A 16,285-nucleotide genomic window follows, 5' to 3' on the forward strand; every position below is an offset into this window, starting at 1 on the left:
AGGTCCCCATGCAGCTCTCGCACCGCGCCCGTGCCGTCGCACCCTTCTACGCGATGGAGTTCGGCAAGCAGGCGGCAGCCCTCGAGGCCGAGGGCCACGACGTCGTCAAGCTCAGCCTCGGCGAGCCCGACTCCGGCGCACCACCCGCCGTCCTGGAGGCCCTGCGCCAGGTGGCCGACGGACGGCCACTCCCCTACACGGCCGCGTTGGGCCTCCCGGCGCTGCGCGCGGCGATCGCCGCGTTCTACCGGACGCAGCACGACGTCGAGATCGATCCCGCGCGGATCGTCGTGACGGCGGGCGCGTCGGCGGCGTTGCTCCTCGCGACGGCCGCGCTCGTCGACGCCGGTGACGAGGTGCTCATGGCGGACCCGTCGTACCCCTGCAACCGCGAACTGGTCGAGACGTTCGGGGGACGGGTGACCCTCGTCCCGACGACCGCCGAGACGCGGTTCCAGCTCGACGACGACGCCGTCCGGGCGAACTGGACGGAGCGGACCACAGGCGTGATGATCGCGACGCCCTCGAACCCGACGGGCACCTCGATCCGTCCCGAGGACCTCGCGGCGATCTGTGCGACGGCGCGGGAGCGCGGCGCGTGGCGGATCGTGGACGAGATCTACCTCGACCTCAGCGACCCGGACGAGCAGGGTCGGCGTCCGCGCAGTGTGCTGTCGATCGATCCCGACGCCATCGTCGTCAACAGCTTCTCGAAGTACTTCGGCATGACGGGGTGGCGTCTGGGTTGGTGCGTCGTGCCCGAGGAACTCGTGCCCGTGACCGAACGCCTGGCGCAGAACTACTTCCTGTGCGCGTCCGCCCCGGCGCAGGCGGCGGCACTCGCGTGCTTCACCCCGGAATCGCTCGCCGTGGCGGAGGCGCGGCGAGCGGAGTTCGCCGAGCGGCGGGCGGTCGTGCTCGACGGCCTCGCGCGGATCGGCCTCCCCGTGCCGGTCCCGCCGGACGGTGCGTTCTACGTGTACTTCGACGTGACCGGGACCGGACTCAGCTCGTGGCAGTTCTGCGAGCGGGCGTTGCACGAGGCGCACGTCGCCCTGACGCCGGGCCGCGACTTCGGAGTCCACACGGCGGAGTCGCACGTCCGGTTGTCGTACGCGGCGTCGATGGACGCACTGCACGAGGGTCTGGCGCGCCTCGGCCGATTCGTGTCGTCCTTGGGCTGATCGGTGGCACCGGCCCGCGACACAGCGGGCACCCGGGCTTTCGGGACGGCAGCGAGGACCGATCGGGGTACGGGCGAGCCAGGCCGATTCAGGGCGCATGGACAGCGAACGCGCATCTCGTCCCCCTACGTTGACGCCAACCTCGCACCCGCGGGGGAACCCGCAGGAGCCGGTCGAAGGGCCGCTCCCCCCACGGAAGCAGTCGCCCTGACGACCACCGATCCGACCGTGCCGCGCATCGTCCGCACGCGTCCCCGCTCCGGCACCACCAGCGGCACGTCCACGTACTCCTCGATCCTCGCCCAGGTCAAGGAGCAAGGCCTCCTCGGCCGCCGCATCGGTTTCTACTGGGCGCTGTTCGGCGCCCTCATCGGGTCGCTCGGGGTCGTGTGGGCCGCGTTCGCGCTCCTCGGCCACTCCTGGTTCCAGCTCATCGTCGCGGCCGCGCTCGGCGTCCTGTTCACCCAGTTCGCGTTCCTGTCGCACGAAGCCGCGCACCGGCAGGTGTTCGCATCGCACAAGTGGAACGACCAGGCGGGCCGGTTGCTCGGGACCTTCCTCGTCGGGCTGAGCTACTCCTGGTGGATGAACAAGCACACCCGGCACCACGGGAACCCGAACACGGTCGGCAAGGACCCGGACATCGCGCCGGACACCATCCGGTTCCGTCCCGAGGACGCCGCCGCGGCGCGCGGTCCGCTCCGCTTGCTCGTGCGGGTCCAGGGGTACGCGTTCTTCCCGCTCCTCACCCTCGAGGGCATCAACCTCCACTGGCTCGCGGTCCGCTCGGTCGTGACCGGCGCCGCGACCAAGGCGGACGCCCGACACCGCTGGATCGAGGGCGGTCTCCTGGCGGCCCGCTTCGGCATCTACCTGACCGTGGTGTTCTGGTTCCTGCCGCTCGGCATGGCGTTCGCGTTCCTCGGGGTGCAGCTCGCGGTGTTCGGCGTGATGATGGGCGCCTCGTTCGCCCCGAACCACAAGGGCATGCCGGTGCTGGCGCACGACGCCCAGGTCGACTTCTTCTCGCGACAGGTTCGGACCTCCCGGAACATCCGCGGCGGCTGGTGGGTGTCGTTCCTCATGGGCGGCCTCAACTACCAGGTCGAGCACCACCTGTTCCCGAGCATGCCGCGGCCGGCGCTCAAGAAGGCTCGCCTGCTGGTCCGCGACCACTGTGCGACGCTCGACGTGCCCTACACCGAGACCACGCTCGTGCGGTCCTACGGCATCGTCGTCCGGTACCTCAACGAGGTCGGCCTCGCCGCGCGCGACCCGTTCGCCTGCCCGCTCGTGGCCGAACTCCGGGTGCGCTGACCGCCCTCGGGTTCACTCCCCGAACAGGATCTCCAGCAGGGCGACCACCACGACGCCCGCGATCGGCACGCCCGCGATGAGCAGTCCGGCGCGGACCTGCGTCCGGTGGATCGTCCTCCGACCGCCGGACGCCTCGGCGACCTGGGTCGCGGCGACGAGCTCGGGTGCCGCGGCGGGCGGAACGGGCGGCGGAGCAGGGCGGTCGTCCTCGAACGCCGGGATCTCGATGACGACCTCGGCGGGATCCACCTCCGGCGGCAGATGCGCGAAGCGTCCGACCCCCTCGGGCGCGGGTGCGCGATCTCGCTCGTCCTCGGCCATCGGTCGCTCCCCTCGTCAGCCACAGCGTGCCAGGTCCTCCACACGCGCGTCGAGTGCCGAGTCGATCCACATCCGCGCCGATTGACCCTGCCGGAGTGACCCGTTCCTCCCCTATGGTGAGTGCCACCGCCGCACAGGCGCGGGAGCCAGGGGGAGGGCGACGACGTGATCGACGTTGCAGGACTGACGAAACACTTCGGCGCGACGACGGCCGTGCAGGACCTGACGTTCACGGTGCAACCGGGGCTCGTGACCGGGTTCCTCGGGCCGAACGGCGCGGGCAAGTCGACGACCATGCGGCTCATGCTCGGCCTCGACCGTCCCACCGCGGGCTCCGCCACCATCAACGGCCGTCGCTACGCCGACCACCGCGCGCCCCTGCACGAGGTCGGCGCGCTGCTCGACGCCAAGGCCGTGCACCCGGGGCGGAGCGCGCGAGCACACCTCCGAGCCCTCGCCGCGACGCACGGCATCTCGCAGGCGCGCGTCGACACGGTGATCGGCCTGACCGGGCTCGACAGCGTGGCGGGCAAGCGCGTCGGCGGGTTCTCGCTCGGCATGGGTCAGCGCCTCGGGATCGCGGCTGCGCTGCTCGGTGACCCGGCCGTCGTGATCCTGGACGAGCCGGTCAACGGCCTGGACCCCGACGGCGTGCTCTGGGTCCGCGGCCTCGCCAAGCACCTGGCGTCCGAGGGCCGGACCGTGTTCCTGTCGTCCCACCTCATGAGCGAGATGGCGCAGACGGCGGATCGCATCGTCATCGTCGGCAAGGGTCGGCTCCTCGTCGACGAACCCATGGCGGCCCTGCTCGCGCGGTCCGGGTCGTCCGTCGTCGTCGCCGGCCCGGCGCTCGATCCGCTCACCGAGGCGGTCGCGCGGGGCGGCGGACGCGTCCAGCAGGTCGCCCCGGACCGCTTCGAGATCACCGGGCCGGACGCGGCGTGGATCGGTGAGTTCGCTGCCGAGTACCGACTCGTGCTGCACGAACTCACGCCACGCTCCGCCTCGCTCGAGGAGGCCTACCTCGCGATGACCCGAGACGAGACCGAGTACGTGTCAGGAGGCGCGCGATGAGCGGCGTGGAGATCGGGACGTCCACCGAGCGGGCAGCGTCGACCGCTCCCCGCTCCGGCGTCGCCGCCCGGTTGACCTTCGGCGGTCTGCTCCATGCCGAGTGGATCAAGCTCTGGACGCTCCGGTCGACGTACTGGTGCTTCCTCATCGCGGTCGCGCTGACGGTCGGGTTCGGTTTCCTCGTCGCCGTCGCGATCTCGAGTACCGGGCTCGGCGACACCGGCAGCCGCCCGGGAGCGACCTCGGCGCTCGCGCAGGCAGCGACGGGTGGCACCAGCATCGCGGAGCTCGTGGTCGCGGTGCTCGGCGCCCTGATCGTGACCGGCGAGTACGGCACCGGCATGATCCGCACGACGTTCCTCGCCGCGCCGCGCCGGTTCGACGCCCTCGGTGCCAAGGCGCTCGTGTTCGTCCTCGTCGCGTTCGGGGTCGGGATCGTCGCGGTCGCGATCAGCACCGGGATCGCGATCGCCGTGGTCACCGGCGCGGGCCTCCACCCGGACCTCGGCCAGCCGGGTCTGTGGGGGGCGTTGCTGGGCGGAGCGGGAGCGCTGGCACTCGTGGGTCTGCTCGCCGTCGGGATCGGGATGCTCGTCCGGAACTCGGCCTTCGCGATCACGCTCTCGGTCGGCATCCTGTTCGTGCTCCCGATCATCATGAGCATCCTCAGCGGTGTCACCCGGGCGCATTGGGTGACCGACCTGATCGCCTACCTGCCGAGCCAGGCGGCCTCGACGATGTCGTCGTACGTCCCGCACGGCCTCACGTCGTCGCTCGACCCCTGGCAAGCCGCGCTCGTACTCGGGCTCTGGGCCGGGGTGTTCGTCGGTCTCGGCGTGCTCGCCGCCGAGCGCCGAGACGCCTGACCGGAGCTGCCGGGCTGTTCGAGCCGGTCGTCCGGTCGGGCCTCCGCTCCCGCTTCGTCATTGACCCGATGACGCGCGCCCGCTCCGCCGCATGATCGCCCGGCGGATCTCCCCCACGATGACGGCGAACGCGGCCGCGCAGAGCGGTCCCGCCACGACGTCGCTCGGGTAGTGCACCGCCAGGACCACACGCGACACCGCGACCACCCCCACCACCACGACGCCCAGGCCGATGGCGACCCGCCGCGCCACGGGCCGCTCCCGGAGCGTCGGCGCGAGCAGGACCAGCACGCCGATCACGAGCGCGGTCGCCACGGCGGCATGACCGGAGGGGTAGGACCACGTCGACGGGGTCGAGATCGCCGCGACGCCCCGCACGGCTGGACGCGGCCGCTCCACGATGAGCTTGAGCGCCTCGGTCGCCCACCACGGCACGACGGTGAGCGCCAGGGAGGTCAGCACCGCCTCCGACCGGCGCCGGACCGCCCACGTGATCGCGGCGATGACGAGGACGATGACGGTGGCCCCACCCGGGGCGAGGGTGTTCCCGATCACCAGCGCGATCGCGTGCGCCCACGGCGGCGCGCCGTCGATCGCGGCCTGGTCCACGGCGAGCTCGGCGGCGTGCCAGTCGGCGTCGTGCGTGATGACGACGCCGACGAGGACGAGCGCGACGAGCACGGCACCCGCGGTGGCGACGCGTGCCCGGCTCAAGGCGGTCCGGGGTCGCGTGTCCATCGGCTCATCCTGGCCGAGCGCGCCCGGGAGCCACCCGGGAGCCCCTCCCCGAGCCACCCGAGCCCCACGAGCCCCCAGCCACCCGAGGCGGCAGCCGGAACCCGCGACCCACCTTCGAGCGGCAGCCGGACTCGCGAGTCATCCGGGAGGCGCGCCCACCGCAGCAGCGGACCTCCCGTCCGACGTGGGCTCAGTCGACGAGCGTCTGCGTCCCGAGCACGATCGCGAGGGCGAGCCGCTCGGCGTCCTCGGTGCCGGGCTCGGCCGTGTAGAGCATGATGCGGACGTCGTCGGTGGCCACGACCAGCACGTCGCAGTCGAGCGCGATCGGCCCGACGGTCGGGTGCTGCACGACCTTGCGCTTGACGGTGCCACGGTCCGCGGCGACCGTCTCGGCCTCCCAGAGCTCGACGAACCGGGCACTCCCGGCGGCGAGTTCTGCCACGAGGGCCTGCACGGACCGGTCGGCCGGGTAGCGGCTCGCTGTACGGCGGAGTTCGGCGACCTGTCCGGCCTGCAGCGCGGCGAGCTCCTCCGGACTGTGCACCACGCGGGTGCCGGGGCCGATCAGGTTGCGCCAGACTGCGTTGCGCTCGATCCCGCGCCAGGTCGAGGTGGGTCCCATGAGCGCGTCGTACGGCGCGTTGGCGACGATGAGCGTCCACGTGGCGTCGTACACAGCGACCGGGGTGGTCGCGAGCCGGTCGAGGAGGCGCTGCACGCTCGCCGAGATCCGGGACGGCACGAGGTCGGGGCCGGGTGCGGCGTGTCCCGCGAGGTCGTACAGGAGGTCGCGGTCGGCGTCGGAGAGCCGCAGGGCTCGGGCGATCGCCTCGACGACCTGCGCCGAGGGCGAGGTCGCCCGCCCCTGTTCGAGCCGGGTCAGGTAGTCGGCGGAGATCCCGGCGAGCGCTGCGAGTTCCTCGCGCCGGAGGCCCACCGCACGTCGGCGGCCGCCCACGGACACGCCGACGGTCTCCGGCGCGACGCGGTCTCGCCAGCGCCGCACGGTCCGTCCGAACTCCCAGGTCTGCACCCGTCCAGTCTCCGCGACCGGCGCGGCGGTGTCCTGGGTCCACCGGTCCCAGGACGCCGCGGACGACGCCGGCGCCGCAGCCGACCGCCCGCAGCACGACGACGCAGCCCCGTCCGACCGCACTCAGGCCCGGACCGCCGTCGCTCCCGTCGGCCCCACCGTCCGCGGCCGCAGCGCCCCGGAGGCCACGAACGCGGCGACGAACGCTGCCGCCACGAGCCACAGCGCGGTGAGGACGCTCGACCGCTCGGCGAGGAGCCCGATGGCCGGCGGACCGGCGAAGTTCGCGAAGTACCCGATCGACGCGACGACGCTGACCCGCGCGGCGGGGTCCGGGCCGGACTCGGCCGCGGCGGACATGCCGAGCGGGAACCCCATCGACACCCCGACCGCCCAGAGCAGCACCCCGACGAGCGCGATCCACCAGGTCCCGCCGAGGATGAACGCGACCGCGCCGAGCACCCCGAGCGCCGCCGTCACGCGGACGGTCCACACGCGGCCGAACCGGTCGACGAACGGGCCGCCGAGTGCCCGCGTGGCGGCCTCGGTGAGCGCGAACACGGTGAAGAACAGCGCGGCGACCGCTGCGGGTTCGCCGTGGTCGTCCCGGGTGGCGAGGGTGAGCCAGTTGTTCGCGGACCCCTCGCCGAGTTCGACGCCGAGCATGACGACCCCGATGAGCAGGAGCCGCCAGTCGGCCCATCCGCGCAGCCAGTCGAGCACCTTGCGGCCGGTGGTCTGGGGCTCCCGTGGCTCCTCGGTCCGGGCGCCGGCCGGGATCGAGCGGGTCAGGACGAGGCCCGCCACGGCGATCGCGACGGCCTCGCCGACGAACTGGACCGACGGTGCGATGCCGAGCGCCGCGCAAGCCGCGCCGATCCCGGACCCGAGTGCCGCGCCTCCCGACCATGCCGCGTGCATGAGCGGCAGGAAGGTGCGGCCCATCGCGGCCTCGACAGCCGTGCCCTCGACGTTGATCATGACGTCGAGGGACCCGATCCCGAGCCCGGCCGCGACGAACGCGACGGCGACCAGGGGAACGGACCCGAGGGCGGCGGCGAGGCCGATGACGGCGAGCGCGACGGCGACCAGGAGGATCGTGCTCGCGATCGCACGTCGGCTCCCGAGCGTCCGCAGCAGCGGGGTGGCGAGCAGCAGCCCGGCGACGGACCCGACGGTGACGGCGGCGAGCACGACGCCGATGGTGCCGGTCGTCACGTGGAGCTCCGCGCGGAGCTCCGGCAGGCGCGGTCCCCACGCGGCGAGGGTGATGCCACCGATGCCGAACGCGACGATGATCGCGGTCCGCCATCGGACGAGGACACGGCGGTCGACGACGGCGTCGGCACCGGAACGGGAGTCGGTCACGCTCCGGATCGTAACGGCGCCGCGGGACGCGCCGGGGAAACTACACACCGGAAGGTATTGCGTGTAGCGTCGTCCCGATCCTGTCGACGACGCCGGAGCATCCCACGGCCGCGACGGGTGGACACCCCTGCCAGGACCGAAGGAGTTCCGAATGCCCACCACCTCCGTGCAGCTGTACTCGCTGCGGGACGCCGTCGCGGCCGACCTGGACGCCGCCGTCGCGCGGGTCCGCGAGATCGGCTACGAGCACGTCGAGCCGTACGCGTTCCAGGAGCGCGTCGACGACTACGAGCGCGTGTTCGCCGCGACCGGCCTCACCGCGCCGTCCGGTCACGCCGCCGTGATCGACTCGGAGGCCCCCGAGGCCGTGTTCGAGGCCGCCGTCCGCCTCGGCATCACGACCGTCATCGACCCGTTCATCCCGACGGACCGGTGGCAGACCGCCGACGACGCGAAGCGCCTCGCCGAGCGCGTCAACACGCTCACCGAGCAGGCGGCGGGCTCCGGCCTCCGCTTCGGGTACCACAACCACCAGTGGGAGTTCACGAACAAGGTCGACGGTCGTCCGATCTACGAGCTGTTCGTCGAGCAGCTCGCCCCCGAGGTCGTCCTCGAGGTCGACACGTTCTGGGCCACCGTCGGCGGTGCCGACGCACCGGCCGTGCTCCGCGGGCTCGGCGACCGCGTCGTCGCGATCCACGTCAAGGACGGCAAGGTGACCGGGGACATCGCCACGGCCCTCCCGTCGAGCGAGAGCGCGCTCGTCGTGCCGGACGCGCTCAAGGCGGCGTTCGAGAACCAGACCCCCGCCGGTCAGGGCGACGTCGACGTCGCCGCGATCCTCGCCGCGGCCCCGCAGGCCCTGCGTGTCGTCGAGTTCGACGCCTACAAGGGCGACGTGTTCGAGGGCATCGCCGAGTCCCTGGCCTGGCTGCGCGAGAACGACCACTGAGCTGAGCTCGACGGCGGGGCCGCGCCGGGCGATCCGGCGCGGCCCCGCCCCGTTCCCATCGGCAGCGCCGTCCCGATCAGGCGGCCGGCCCCGGCGGCACGATCGACTCGAGGAGCCGGAGGACCCGCGCGCCGTCGACCGCTTCGGGGTCGAGCAGCCACTGCACCTGCAGCCCGTCGGACGCCGCGATGCTCAGCGAGGCGAGGTCCTGCGCGTCGAGGTCCGCGCGGATCCGCCCGGCCTCCTGGTCGCGTCGGATGAGCTCGGCGAGGTCGTGGCGCAGCGATCGAAAACGCTCGCGCATGAACTCCCGCGTCCCCGGGTGGCCCTCCTGCACCGCGTCGGCCGCGAGTGTCGTGTAGAGCTGCACCAGCCCGGGCACGGACCGGTTGCGGTCGGTGCTCTCGCGCATGTCCCCGATCGCCGAGGTCGGGGGTTCGGCCGCCGAGACGGTGCGGACCTCGTGCTCCCGGTACACGGCGACGAGGAGTTCGTCCCGGGACGAGAAGTAGTGCCGCAGCGCCGCGTGCGAGATGCCGAGCGCGTCCGCCACAGAACGGATCGACGACGCGTCGACCCCCTGCTCGGCGACCATCCGGATCATCTCGTCGAGGATCTGCGCGCGCCGCTCCGCCCCCTTGCGGTACCCGCGCCGTGGGGCGTCCTCGGCGGCTCCAGCGCTGGTCACGCCCCCAACGTAGCGCCAGCCGGGAGGGCCGGGGGCACGTTCGCGAGATCGGCCGCCGGTCGGGTTGCGCCGGAGCGACGGGGAGGGCAACCTGCTCACCGTGCCGCACGTCCCGCGGCACGCACCGCCCCACGAGGCCCCGGAGCACGATGACCGACCACCGCCCCACCGTCCTGTTCGTGTGTGTCCACAACGCCGGGCGATCACAGATGGCCGCGGGCTACCTGCAGCACCTCGCGGGCGACCGCGTGACCGTGCTGTCGGCGGGCAGCGAACCGGCGGACCACATCAACCCCGTGGCGGTGGCGGCCATGGCCGAGGACGGCATCGACATCACCGCCGGTCGGCCGACCGTGCTCGAGACGGACACCGTCCGCGCGTCCGACGTCGTCATCACCATGGGGTGCGGCGACGCGTGCCCGGTGTTCCCCGGCAAGCGCTACGAGGACTGGGAGCTCACCGATCCCGCGGGCTTGCCGCTGGAGCAGGTGCGGCCCGTCCGTGACGAGATCCGGCGGCGCGTCACGGCGCTCGTCGCGGAGCTCGACGCCTGACCCGTCCGGCGCGATCGACGGCACGGTCGCTTCTGCGGCACGGTCGCTTCTGCAGCCCGACCACTCCCGCGGCCCTACCGCTTGCATCGGCCCGCGCCTACGCTGTCCTCAGATCGCCCGGAGAGCAGGAGTCGACGATGACCGAACGCAACGCTTCCGACGGCACCCCCGGCAACGTGGTCCGCGGTGAGGTGATCATCCTGCAGCTCGACCCGGCGGAGCTGCTGAGCGAACCCCCGACCGACGCGGAGTTCGTCGGCGTCCTGCTGTCGAGCACCGAGGGGCGGCCGTCGTACTTCGCCGGGCACCGCATCGGCGGCGAGGCCTACGACCGCGTGTCGATGAAGTTCAGCGACCGCGAGCGGGTGTGGGTGAAGGTCGCCGACTCGGGCCCCGACGTGACGTACCGGCTCATCACGGCGAACCAGTACGCGACCGGGCGTCCCTGACGGCTCCGCCCTGCGCGCCCGGGCCCTCGCGCCCGGGCCCCCGCGCGAGGTCGGCCGAGCACGAGTCGCCCACGCGCGGCTCGCCCGGGCGCGGCCCGGGGTGCATGATTCCGTCATGACCATCGGCTTCGACCGCGACTCCTGGGACGCCCACTGGCGCGACGCCGACGGCGACGAAGCCGAGGGGCCGACCACTCCCACCCCGTACCTGGTGCAGGCGGCGGAGGCCGGGCCTCCCGGCTCCGCGCTCGACGCGGGGTGCGGCACCGGGAGGGACGCGGTGTGGCTCGCCGAGCACGGCTGGCACGTGACCGGCGTCGACATCGCGCCGACCGCGCTCGAACGCGCCGCACGGCGCGCAGCCGTGGCGGAGGTCACGGACGCGGTGACCTGGGTGGCCACGGACCTGACCACCTGGGAGCCCGAGCGCCGCTTCGACCTGGTGACGACCGCCTACGCGCACGCCACGATCCCGCAGCTCGCGCTCTACGAGCGGATCGGCGGGTGGGTCGCGCCCGGTGGCACGCTGCTCGTCGTCGGGCATCGACACGGGTCGCACCACCGGCACGACGCCGCACCGCCCGAGGAGGCCACGGTCGGTGCCGCCGACGTCGCCGCCCTGTTCGACGGACCCGCCTGGCGCGTCGACCGTGCGGAGGAGCCGCGACGCGAGATCGTGCGCCGCAGCGGCCCGGTCGTGCTCCACGACGTCGTGGTGCGCGCCACGCGCCTGCCCTGACCAGAGGGCCCACGCGGAGGGACCCGCGGGGTGAGGCCGTGACGGCCCTCCCCACCGGGTGTGCTGCGGGGACCCTCCACATCCCCGTTCTGGGGAGGACCGCGGCGGATGGCACGACTGGTAGCGTTCCCGGGCCGACGAGGGGGAGCACGTGACCTACTGGACGACCGGGGAGCATCCGGGGACCACCGAACGCCGCACCGGGGGTGTCCTGCTGCTCATCGTGGTGGCGGTGATCGCCGGGCTGATCGGTGGGGCGATCGCCGCGTTCACGACCGGGCCGGTGATCGCGCACCGGTTGGTCCTCGGCGAGTTCACGAAGGCCGTCCACTGGACCGCGTGCGGTCACGACCGCTGCGCCGCCGTGGAGGCCCCGCTCGATTGGGAGGACCCGGGCACGCGCGCGATCCACCTGGCGCTCATCGAGCACCGCGCCACCGGCAAGCGCCTCGGTACGCTGCTCGTCGACCCCGGCGGGCCGGGTGAGTCCGGCGTCGACCTCGTCGGGAGCAGCGTGCGGAACGCCGTCACGGCCACGGTCGCGCGGCACTACGACGTCGTCGGGTTCGACCCCCGCGGCGTCGGGTACTCGAGCGCGGTGCACTGCGGTGGCGCCGCCGAGCTCGACCGGTACCTCTACAGCGTCCTCCCCGGCACCATCGGATCGAGCACGTGGCTCGCCGCGGACCGCGAGCGTGCCCGGACGTTCGCCCACGACTGCGCCGAGCACACCGGAGCGCTGCTCGGGCACGTCGACACGGTGAGCGCCGCCCGCGACATGGAGCTCCTCCGCGCCGACCTCGGCATGCCGCGCCTCGACTACCTCGGGTACTCGTACGGCACCGAGCTCGGCAGTGTCTACGCGTCCCTCTACCCCCACCACGTGGGCCGGTTCGTGCTCGACGGTGCCGTCGACATCTGGACCCCGACCTCCACCGACGGCGTCGTCGCGCAGGCGAAGGGCTTCGAGGGCGACCTCCGCGCCTGGGCCCGGGCCTGCCTCCGGGGATCGGAGAGCGCCGTCGTCGGCGACGCCACCTGCCCCTTCACCGGCTCCGTCGACCACGCGATGGGCCGGATCCGTCACCTGCTGCACGCGGCCGACACGGATCCCCTGACGGCGAGCGACGGTCGGCGGCTCGACGGGGCGACGCTCTCGACCGCGATCGTCAACGACCTGTACAGCACCACCGAGTGGCCCGCCCTGACCACCATGCTCCGCGGCGTCGCGGCCGGCGACCCGGCCAAGGCGTTCCACGCGGCCGACGCCTACAACGGCCGGCGCTCGAACGGGAAGTACTGGGACAACGCGACCGAGGCGTTCACCGCGATCGGCTGCCTCGACGGCGGCGCTGACGACGTGACCGCGGACATGCGCCACGAGGCGAAGCAGCTGGCGCACGCGGCACCGACGCTCGGTCCCTACCAGGCGTACGGCGACGTCACCTGCGGGCAGTGGCCGGACGGCATGGTCGCGTCCCCGGCGCCCCCGACACACGGCGGGCAGGACCCCGTGCTCGTCATCGGCTCGACCGGCGACCCCGCGACCCCGTACCACCAGGCGAAGACCCTGGCCGCGTTGTTCCCGTCCGGGCACCTCGTCACCCACGTCGGCGAGGGGCACCTGGCGTACAACTACGGCGACGAGTGCGTCGACGACACGGTGGACGCGTACCTCGTGCAGGGGCTCGTGCCGAGTCGCGATCCGCGGTGCCGCTGAGACGCTAAGCCGGGGGCCTGCCCGCTGGCCTCGGAAGTGACAGCAACGCTCCCGTTACTGTCACTTGTCGCTCGTAAGTGAGAATAGCGGCGCCATTACTGTCACTTACGGGCCACAACTGATAGTTTGACCCTCGCTGATGTCAGTTGTGTGCAGGAGGGAGACGTGGTGTCCTGGCCCGCGCGGACATTCCGGACCGTTCCGTGGACTCCGCCCTCACGGCGTGGGTCCTCTGCCGATCGGCGCCTGACCGAGGTCGACGTCTCGGTGCCACCGCACATCGCCGGGCTCCCCTTCACGGCCGTGGCCTCGCGAGAACTCGAGCGCGCGATGCGCGAGGTGCGGACGCTCGAGGAGAACTACGCCGACGTCCTCCGACCGCTCGCCGGGTTCCTCGTCAGGACTGAGTCCGTCGCCTCGTCGAAGATCGAGCACGTCACGGCGTCCGTCGAGGACTTCGCGCGTGCGTTGGGCGGGGTCCGGTCGAACTCGTCGGCCGTCTCGATGGTGTCCGCCGGTCGCGCCATGACGAAGTTGATCGACACGGCGCACCCGGCGATCACCCTCGACGCGATCCTGGCCGCGCACCACGCCCTGATGTCGGAAGATCCGTCCGAGCGCATCTCCGCCGGGCGACTCCGCGACGTCCAGAACTGGATCGGCGGCAGCGACCACAGTCCGCGAGGCGCGCTCTACGTCCCGCCACCGGCCGAGACCGTCGACGACCTCATGGCTGACCTGATCACGTTCGCGAACGCCGACGACGTCCATCCCGTGGCGCAGGCCGCGATCGTGCACGCGCAGTTCGAGACCATCCACCCGTTCACCGATGGCAACGGCCGGATCGGACGAGCGCTCCTCGGTGCCGTGCTCCGCCGTCGCGGCGTTGCCCGGAGCACGGTCGTGCCGGTCGCCTCGGCGCTCTCGGCCGACACAGAGCACTACTTCGACTCGCTCACTGCCTACCGGGATGGCGACGCGGACCGCATCGTCGAGGACATCGCGCTCTCCACGCAGATCGCCGCCCGTGAGTCGGAGCACACGGCCGCGCTGTTCCGCACCCTGCCCTCCGATTGGCGTGCCGCCGCCAGCCCACGCCGGGGTTCGGGCGCGGAGGACGTCATCGACCATCTCCTCGCGCTCCCGGTGTTCACCGTCGAGCAGATGGCCCATGAGACGCATCGCGACGAGCAGACGGTGTTCCGCGCTGTCGCTCGACTCGAGGACTCCGGCGTGATCCACGAGGTCACGGACCGGAAGCGTGACCGTGTGTTCGCGGCGCGCGACGTCCTCGACGAACTCGACGACCTCGACCTGCGCATCCGGAACGCCATCACGGCAGAGCGCCGCGGGTAGTCGGAACGCGTCCCGACCCTGCCCCCGTGGAAACGTCGTCCGCGCCGCCTGTCGATTCCCGCACACCCCGTTCGACAAGGGAGTACCGGTGGAACCACCGGCGACGACGACGGGAGACGACATGACCCAGTACGCGATCCTCATCTACCCCGGTGCAGGTCCGGCCACCGCCGAGGACCTCGCCGAACACGACCAGCACGCGGCCGACCTCATCGCGTCGGGCGCGCTCGTGGCGGCCTTCGCGCTGACACCGCCCGAGGTGACCACCACGGTCCGGGACGGCGTGGTCAGCGACGGCCCGTTCGCCGAGACGAAGGAGGTCATCGCCGGCCTCGGCATCATCGAGGCGCCCGACCTCGACGCCGCACTCGCGATCGCCGCCCGCAACCCGGCCACGTGGCAGGGCGGCGCGGTGGAGGTCCGGCCGGTGGTCGGCGGATGGGTCCGCGGCGACGTGGGAGCGGCCTCCGGGCAGGCTCCTGGCGTCCCCGCCGCCGACGGGGCATGACGGGCACGACCCCGGCGGTCGTGCGCGCAGCGCTCGAGGAGGCCCACCGCCGCGGGTGGGCGGGCCTCCTCACCGCCGCGGCGCGGGTGACGCGCGACCTCGACCTGGCCGAGGAGTGTGTGCAGGAGGCATCGGCCACGGCGATCGAGGCCTGGTCGACCGGCGGCGTGCCCGACGACCCGGTGGCCTGGCTCGCGACCGTGGCCCGGCGCCGTGCACTCGACGCCGTCCGCCGGGCGATGACGCTGCGACGGAGGCTCCCGTTGCTCGTCGAGCCCGATCCGTCACCATCCCCGTCGGAGCCGCGGGACACCCCCGATCACCGCCTCGACCTGGTGTTCCTGTGCTGTCACCCCGCGCTCGCCCCCGAGTCGCAGCTCGCGCTGACGCTCCGTCTGGTGTGCGGGATCCCCACCGCGGACGCCGCGCGGCTGCTCCTCGTGCCGGAGGCGACCATGGCAGCCCGGCTCACCCGGGCGAAGCGAAAGGTCCACGACGCGCGGATCCCGTTCCGCACCCCGCCGGCCGCCGAGCTCCCGCACCGACTGCTGATGGTCCTCGCCACCGTGCACCTCGTGTTCACGGCCGGCCACACGGCTCCGTCCGGTGCGGGACTGCTGCAGCCGGACCTCCTGGACCGGGCCATCGAACTCGGACGGATGCTCGTGGCGGTGCTGCCCGACGACCCCGAGGTGCAGGGCCTGCTCGCGCTCATGCTCGCGACCGACGCCCGACGCAGCACGCGGGTCGACGCCGCCGGCGCGCTCGTCCCGCTCGCCGACCAGGACCGGAGCCGCTGGGACCGCGCCATGATCGAGGAGGCCCGCGACCGCGCACTCCGAGCGCTCCGGCCCCGGCCCGGACGCTTCGCGCTCCAGGCCGCGATCGCCGTCCTGCACGCCGAGGCGCCGTCCACCGCGGCAACGGATTGGAGGCAGATCCGGGCGCTGTACGACGCGCTCGTCCGCGCGTGGCCGTCCCCCATGGTCCTGCTCGCCCGGGCGGTCGCCACTGCCGAGGTGGACGGCCCCGACGCCGCGCTCATCGAACTCGACCGGCTGCGAGACGATCCCCAGCTCGCCCGGAACCACCACCTCGCGGCGACGCGCGCCGAGCTGCTCCACCGCAGCGGGCAGCCCGAGGAGGCCGTGGTCGCGTGCGATCGCGCACTCGCCCTGGTCGAGAACGCGGCCGAGCGCGACCACCTGCTCACTCGGCGGGCGGTCTACGCGGGGGTCGAGACGTCGCGGAGGTGAAGCGCGCCGAGGTAGTCGTCAAACGTCCACGGGCGTTCGGTCTCCGTCCTCGAGTCGTCGGCGAACTTCAGAACCCTGGCCGCCCAATCTCGATCAGGGTCGAGAGGGGGAACGTGCGCGTCCCGAACGCGACGGGCTGATCCAGATCCGTGATCTTCA

General features: G+C 72.9%; 17 protein-coding genes. 12 read left to right on the plus strand and 5 right to left on the minus strand.

The genetic code is table 11. The features are described 5' to 3' along the window. Positions 1-8 precede the first annotated feature (8 nt). Complete coding sequence (locus tag DEI86_RS15415) at positions 9-1,184, plus strand: pyridoxal phosphate-dependent aminotransferase (RefSeq protein WP_111010268.1); 1,176 nt, start codon at positions 9-11, stop codon at positions 1,182-1,184. Positions 1,185-1,412: 228 nt separating this feature from the next. After that, positions 1,413-2,501: an acyl-CoA desaturase gene (locus tag DEI86_RS15420; RefSeq protein ID WP_111050099.1), complete on the plus strand. Its 1,089-nt coding sequence runs from the start codon at positions 1,413-1,415 to the stop codon at positions 2,499-2,501. Between the two features lie 12 nt (positions 2,502-2,513). Here DEI86_RS15420 and DEI86_RS15425 read toward each other — a convergent pair whose 3' ends face one another. Further along, positions 2,514-2,822 carry a hypothetical protein gene (locus DEI86_RS15425; RefSeq protein WP_111050100.1) on the minus strand — a complete coding sequence of 103 codons (309 nt, stop codon included), beginning with the start codon at positions 2,820-2,822 and terminating at the stop codon, positions 2,514-2,516. A 165-nt stretch (positions 2,823-2,987) separates the two neighbouring features. Between DEI86_RS15425 and DEI86_RS15430 the strand changes: the two genes are divergently transcribed. Continuing rightward, positions 2,988-3,896 (plus strand): ABC transporter ATP-binding protein, encoded by a 909-nt coding sequence (locus tag DEI86_RS15430; RefSeq protein WP_111027326.1) that lies wholly within the window; start codon positions 2,988-2,990, stop codon positions 3,894-3,896. Then, on the plus strand, positions 3,893-4,762 hold the full coding sequence (locus DEI86_RS15435) for an ABC transporter permease subunit (RefSeq protein ID WP_111050101.1): 870 nt from the start codon (positions 3,893-3,895) through the stop codon (positions 4,760-4,762). The genes DEI86_RS15430 and DEI86_RS15435 overlap by 4 nt, the downstream gene beginning before the upstream one ends. A 57-nt stretch (positions 4,763-4,819) precedes the next feature. Here DEI86_RS15435 and DEI86_RS15440 read toward each other — a convergent pair whose 3' ends face one another. The 3 genes from DEI86_RS15440 to DEI86_RS15450 all read right to left on the minus strand — a co-directional run bounded on the left by DEI86_RS15440 (position 4,820) and on the right by DEI86_RS15450 (position 7,904). Beyond that, positions 4,820-5,500: a phosphatase PAP2 family protein gene (locus DEI86_RS15440; protein WP_111050102.1), complete on the minus strand. Its 681-nt coding sequence runs from the start codon at positions 5,498-5,500 to the stop codon at positions 4,820-4,822. A gap of 190 nt (positions 5,501-5,690) precedes the next feature. Next, positions 5,691-6,536 (minus strand): helix-turn-helix transcriptional regulator, encoded by an 846-nt coding sequence (locus DEI86_RS15445; protein WP_111050115.1) that lies wholly within the window; start codon positions 6,534-6,536, stop codon positions 5,691-5,693. A gap of 123 nt (positions 6,537-6,659) precedes the next feature. Further along, complete coding sequence (locus DEI86_RS15450; protein ID WP_111050103.1) at positions 6,660-7,904, minus strand: MFS transporter; 1,245 nt, start codon at positions 7,902-7,904, stop codon at positions 6,660-6,662. A 151-nt stretch (positions 7,905-8,055) separates the two neighbouring features. Here DEI86_RS15450 and DEI86_RS15455 point away from each other — a divergent pair, with 151 nt between their 5' ends. After that, positions 8,056-8,856 (plus strand): sugar phosphate isomerase/epimerase, encoded by an 801-nt coding sequence (locus DEI86_RS15455; RefSeq protein WP_111010277.1) that lies wholly within the window; start codon positions 8,056-8,058, stop codon positions 8,854-8,856. A 76-nt stretch (positions 8,857-8,932) separates the two neighbouring features. Here the strand turns inward: DEI86_RS15455 and DEI86_RS15460 are convergent, their stop codons facing one another. After that, positions 8,933-9,544, minus strand: coding sequence for a TetR/AcrR family transcriptional regulator (locus DEI86_RS15460; protein ID WP_111012057.1), 612 nt, complete (start codon positions 9,542-9,544; stop codon positions 8,933-8,935). Between the two features lie 149 nt (positions 9,545-9,693). Between DEI86_RS15460 and DEI86_RS15465 the strand changes: the two genes are divergently transcribed. The 7 genes from DEI86_RS15465 (at position 9,694) to DEI86_RS15495 (ending at position 16,126) form a co-directional block, all read left to right on the plus strand. Continuing rightward, entirely contained in the window at positions 9,694-10,098 is a 405-nt protein-coding gene (locus DEI86_RS15465) for an arsenate reductase ArsC (protein ID WP_111050104.1), read from the plus strand. A 137-nt stretch (positions 10,099-10,235) separates the two neighbouring features. Further along, complete coding sequence (locus tag DEI86_RS15470; RefSeq protein WP_111010280.1) at positions 10,236-10,547, plus strand: hypothetical protein; 312 nt, start codon at positions 10,236-10,238, stop codon at positions 10,545-10,547. A gap of 115 nt (positions 10,548-10,662) precedes the next feature. Beyond that, positions 10,663-11,286, plus strand: coding sequence for a bifunctional 2-polyprenyl-6-hydroxyphenol methylase/3-demethylubiquinol 3-O-methyltransferase UbiG (locus DEI86_RS15475; RefSeq protein ID WP_111050105.1), 624 nt, complete (start codon positions 10,663-10,665; stop codon positions 11,284-11,286). A 151-nt stretch (positions 11,287-11,437) separates the two neighbouring features. Continuing rightward, entirely contained in the window at positions 11,438-13,006 is a 1,569-nt protein-coding gene (locus tag DEI86_RS15480) for an alpha/beta hydrolase (RefSeq protein WP_111050106.1), read from the plus strand. A 303-nt stretch (positions 13,007-13,309) separates the two neighbouring features. Beyond that, entirely contained in the window at positions 13,310-14,362 is a 1,053-nt protein-coding gene (locus DEI86_RS15485; protein ID WP_258376580.1) for a Fic family protein, read from the plus strand. 121 nt (positions 14,363-14,483) lie between these two features. Continuing rightward, positions 14,484-14,870 (plus strand): YciI family protein, encoded by a 387-nt coding sequence (locus tag DEI86_RS15490; protein ID WP_111050108.1) that lies wholly within the window; start codon positions 14,484-14,486, stop codon positions 14,868-14,870. Then, entirely contained in the window at positions 14,867-16,126 is a 1,260-nt protein-coding gene (locus DEI86_RS15495; RefSeq protein ID WP_111050109.1) for an RNA polymerase sigma factor, read from the plus strand. Before DEI86_RS15490 ends, DEI86_RS15495 begins: the two co-directional genes overlap by 4 nt. Positions 16,127-16,285: the final 159 nt, after the last annotated feature.

The organism is Curtobacterium sp. MCBD17_028, from assembly GCF_003234875.1.
In the GTDB taxonomy this organism is placed as follows: domain Bacteria; phylum Actinomycetota; class Actinomycetes; order Actinomycetales; family Microbacteriaceae; genus Curtobacterium.

Excerpts from the sequence above, each read along its gene's own strand:
- DEI86_RS15415 (WP_111010268.1), top strand. The coding sequence starts at position 9 with ATGCAGCTCTCGCACCGCGCCCGTGCCGTCGCACCCTTCTACGCGATG.
- DEI86_RS15425 (WP_111050100.1), bottom strand. The coding sequence starts at position 2,822 with ATGGCCGAGGACGAGCGAGATCGCGCACCCGCGCCCGAGGGGGTCGGA.
- DEI86_RS15435 (WP_111050101.1), top strand. The coding sequence starts at position 3,893 with ATGAGCGGCGTGGAGATCGGGACGTCCACCGAGCGGGCAGCGTCGACC.
- DEI86_RS15440 (WP_111050102.1), bottom strand. The coding sequence starts at position 5,500 with ATGGACACGCGACCCCGGACCGCCTTGAGCCGGGCACGCGTCGCCACC.
- DEI86_RS15455 (WP_111010277.1), top strand. The coding sequence starts at position 8,056 with ATGCCCACCACCTCCGTGCAGCTGTACTCGCTGCGGGACGCCGTCGCG.
- DEI86_RS15465 (WP_111050104.1), top strand. The coding sequence starts at position 9,694 with ATGACCGACCACCGCCCCACCGTCCTGTTCGTGTGTGTCCACAACGCC.
- DEI86_RS15470 (WP_111010280.1), top strand. The coding sequence starts at position 10,236 with ATGACCGAACGCAACGCTTCCGACGGCACCCCCGGCAACGTGGTCCGC.
- DEI86_RS15475 (WP_111050105.1), top strand. The coding sequence starts at position 10,663 with ATGACCATCGGCTTCGACCGCGACTCCTGGGACGCCCACTGGCGCGAC.
- DEI86_RS15490 (WP_111050108.1), top strand. The coding sequence starts at position 14,484 with ATGACCCAGTACGCGATCCTCATCTACCCCGGTGCAGGTCCGGCCACC.
- DEI86_RS15495 (WP_111050109.1), top strand. The coding sequence starts at position 14,867 with ATGACGGGCACGACCCCGGCGGTCGTGCGCGCAGCGCTCGAGGAGGCC.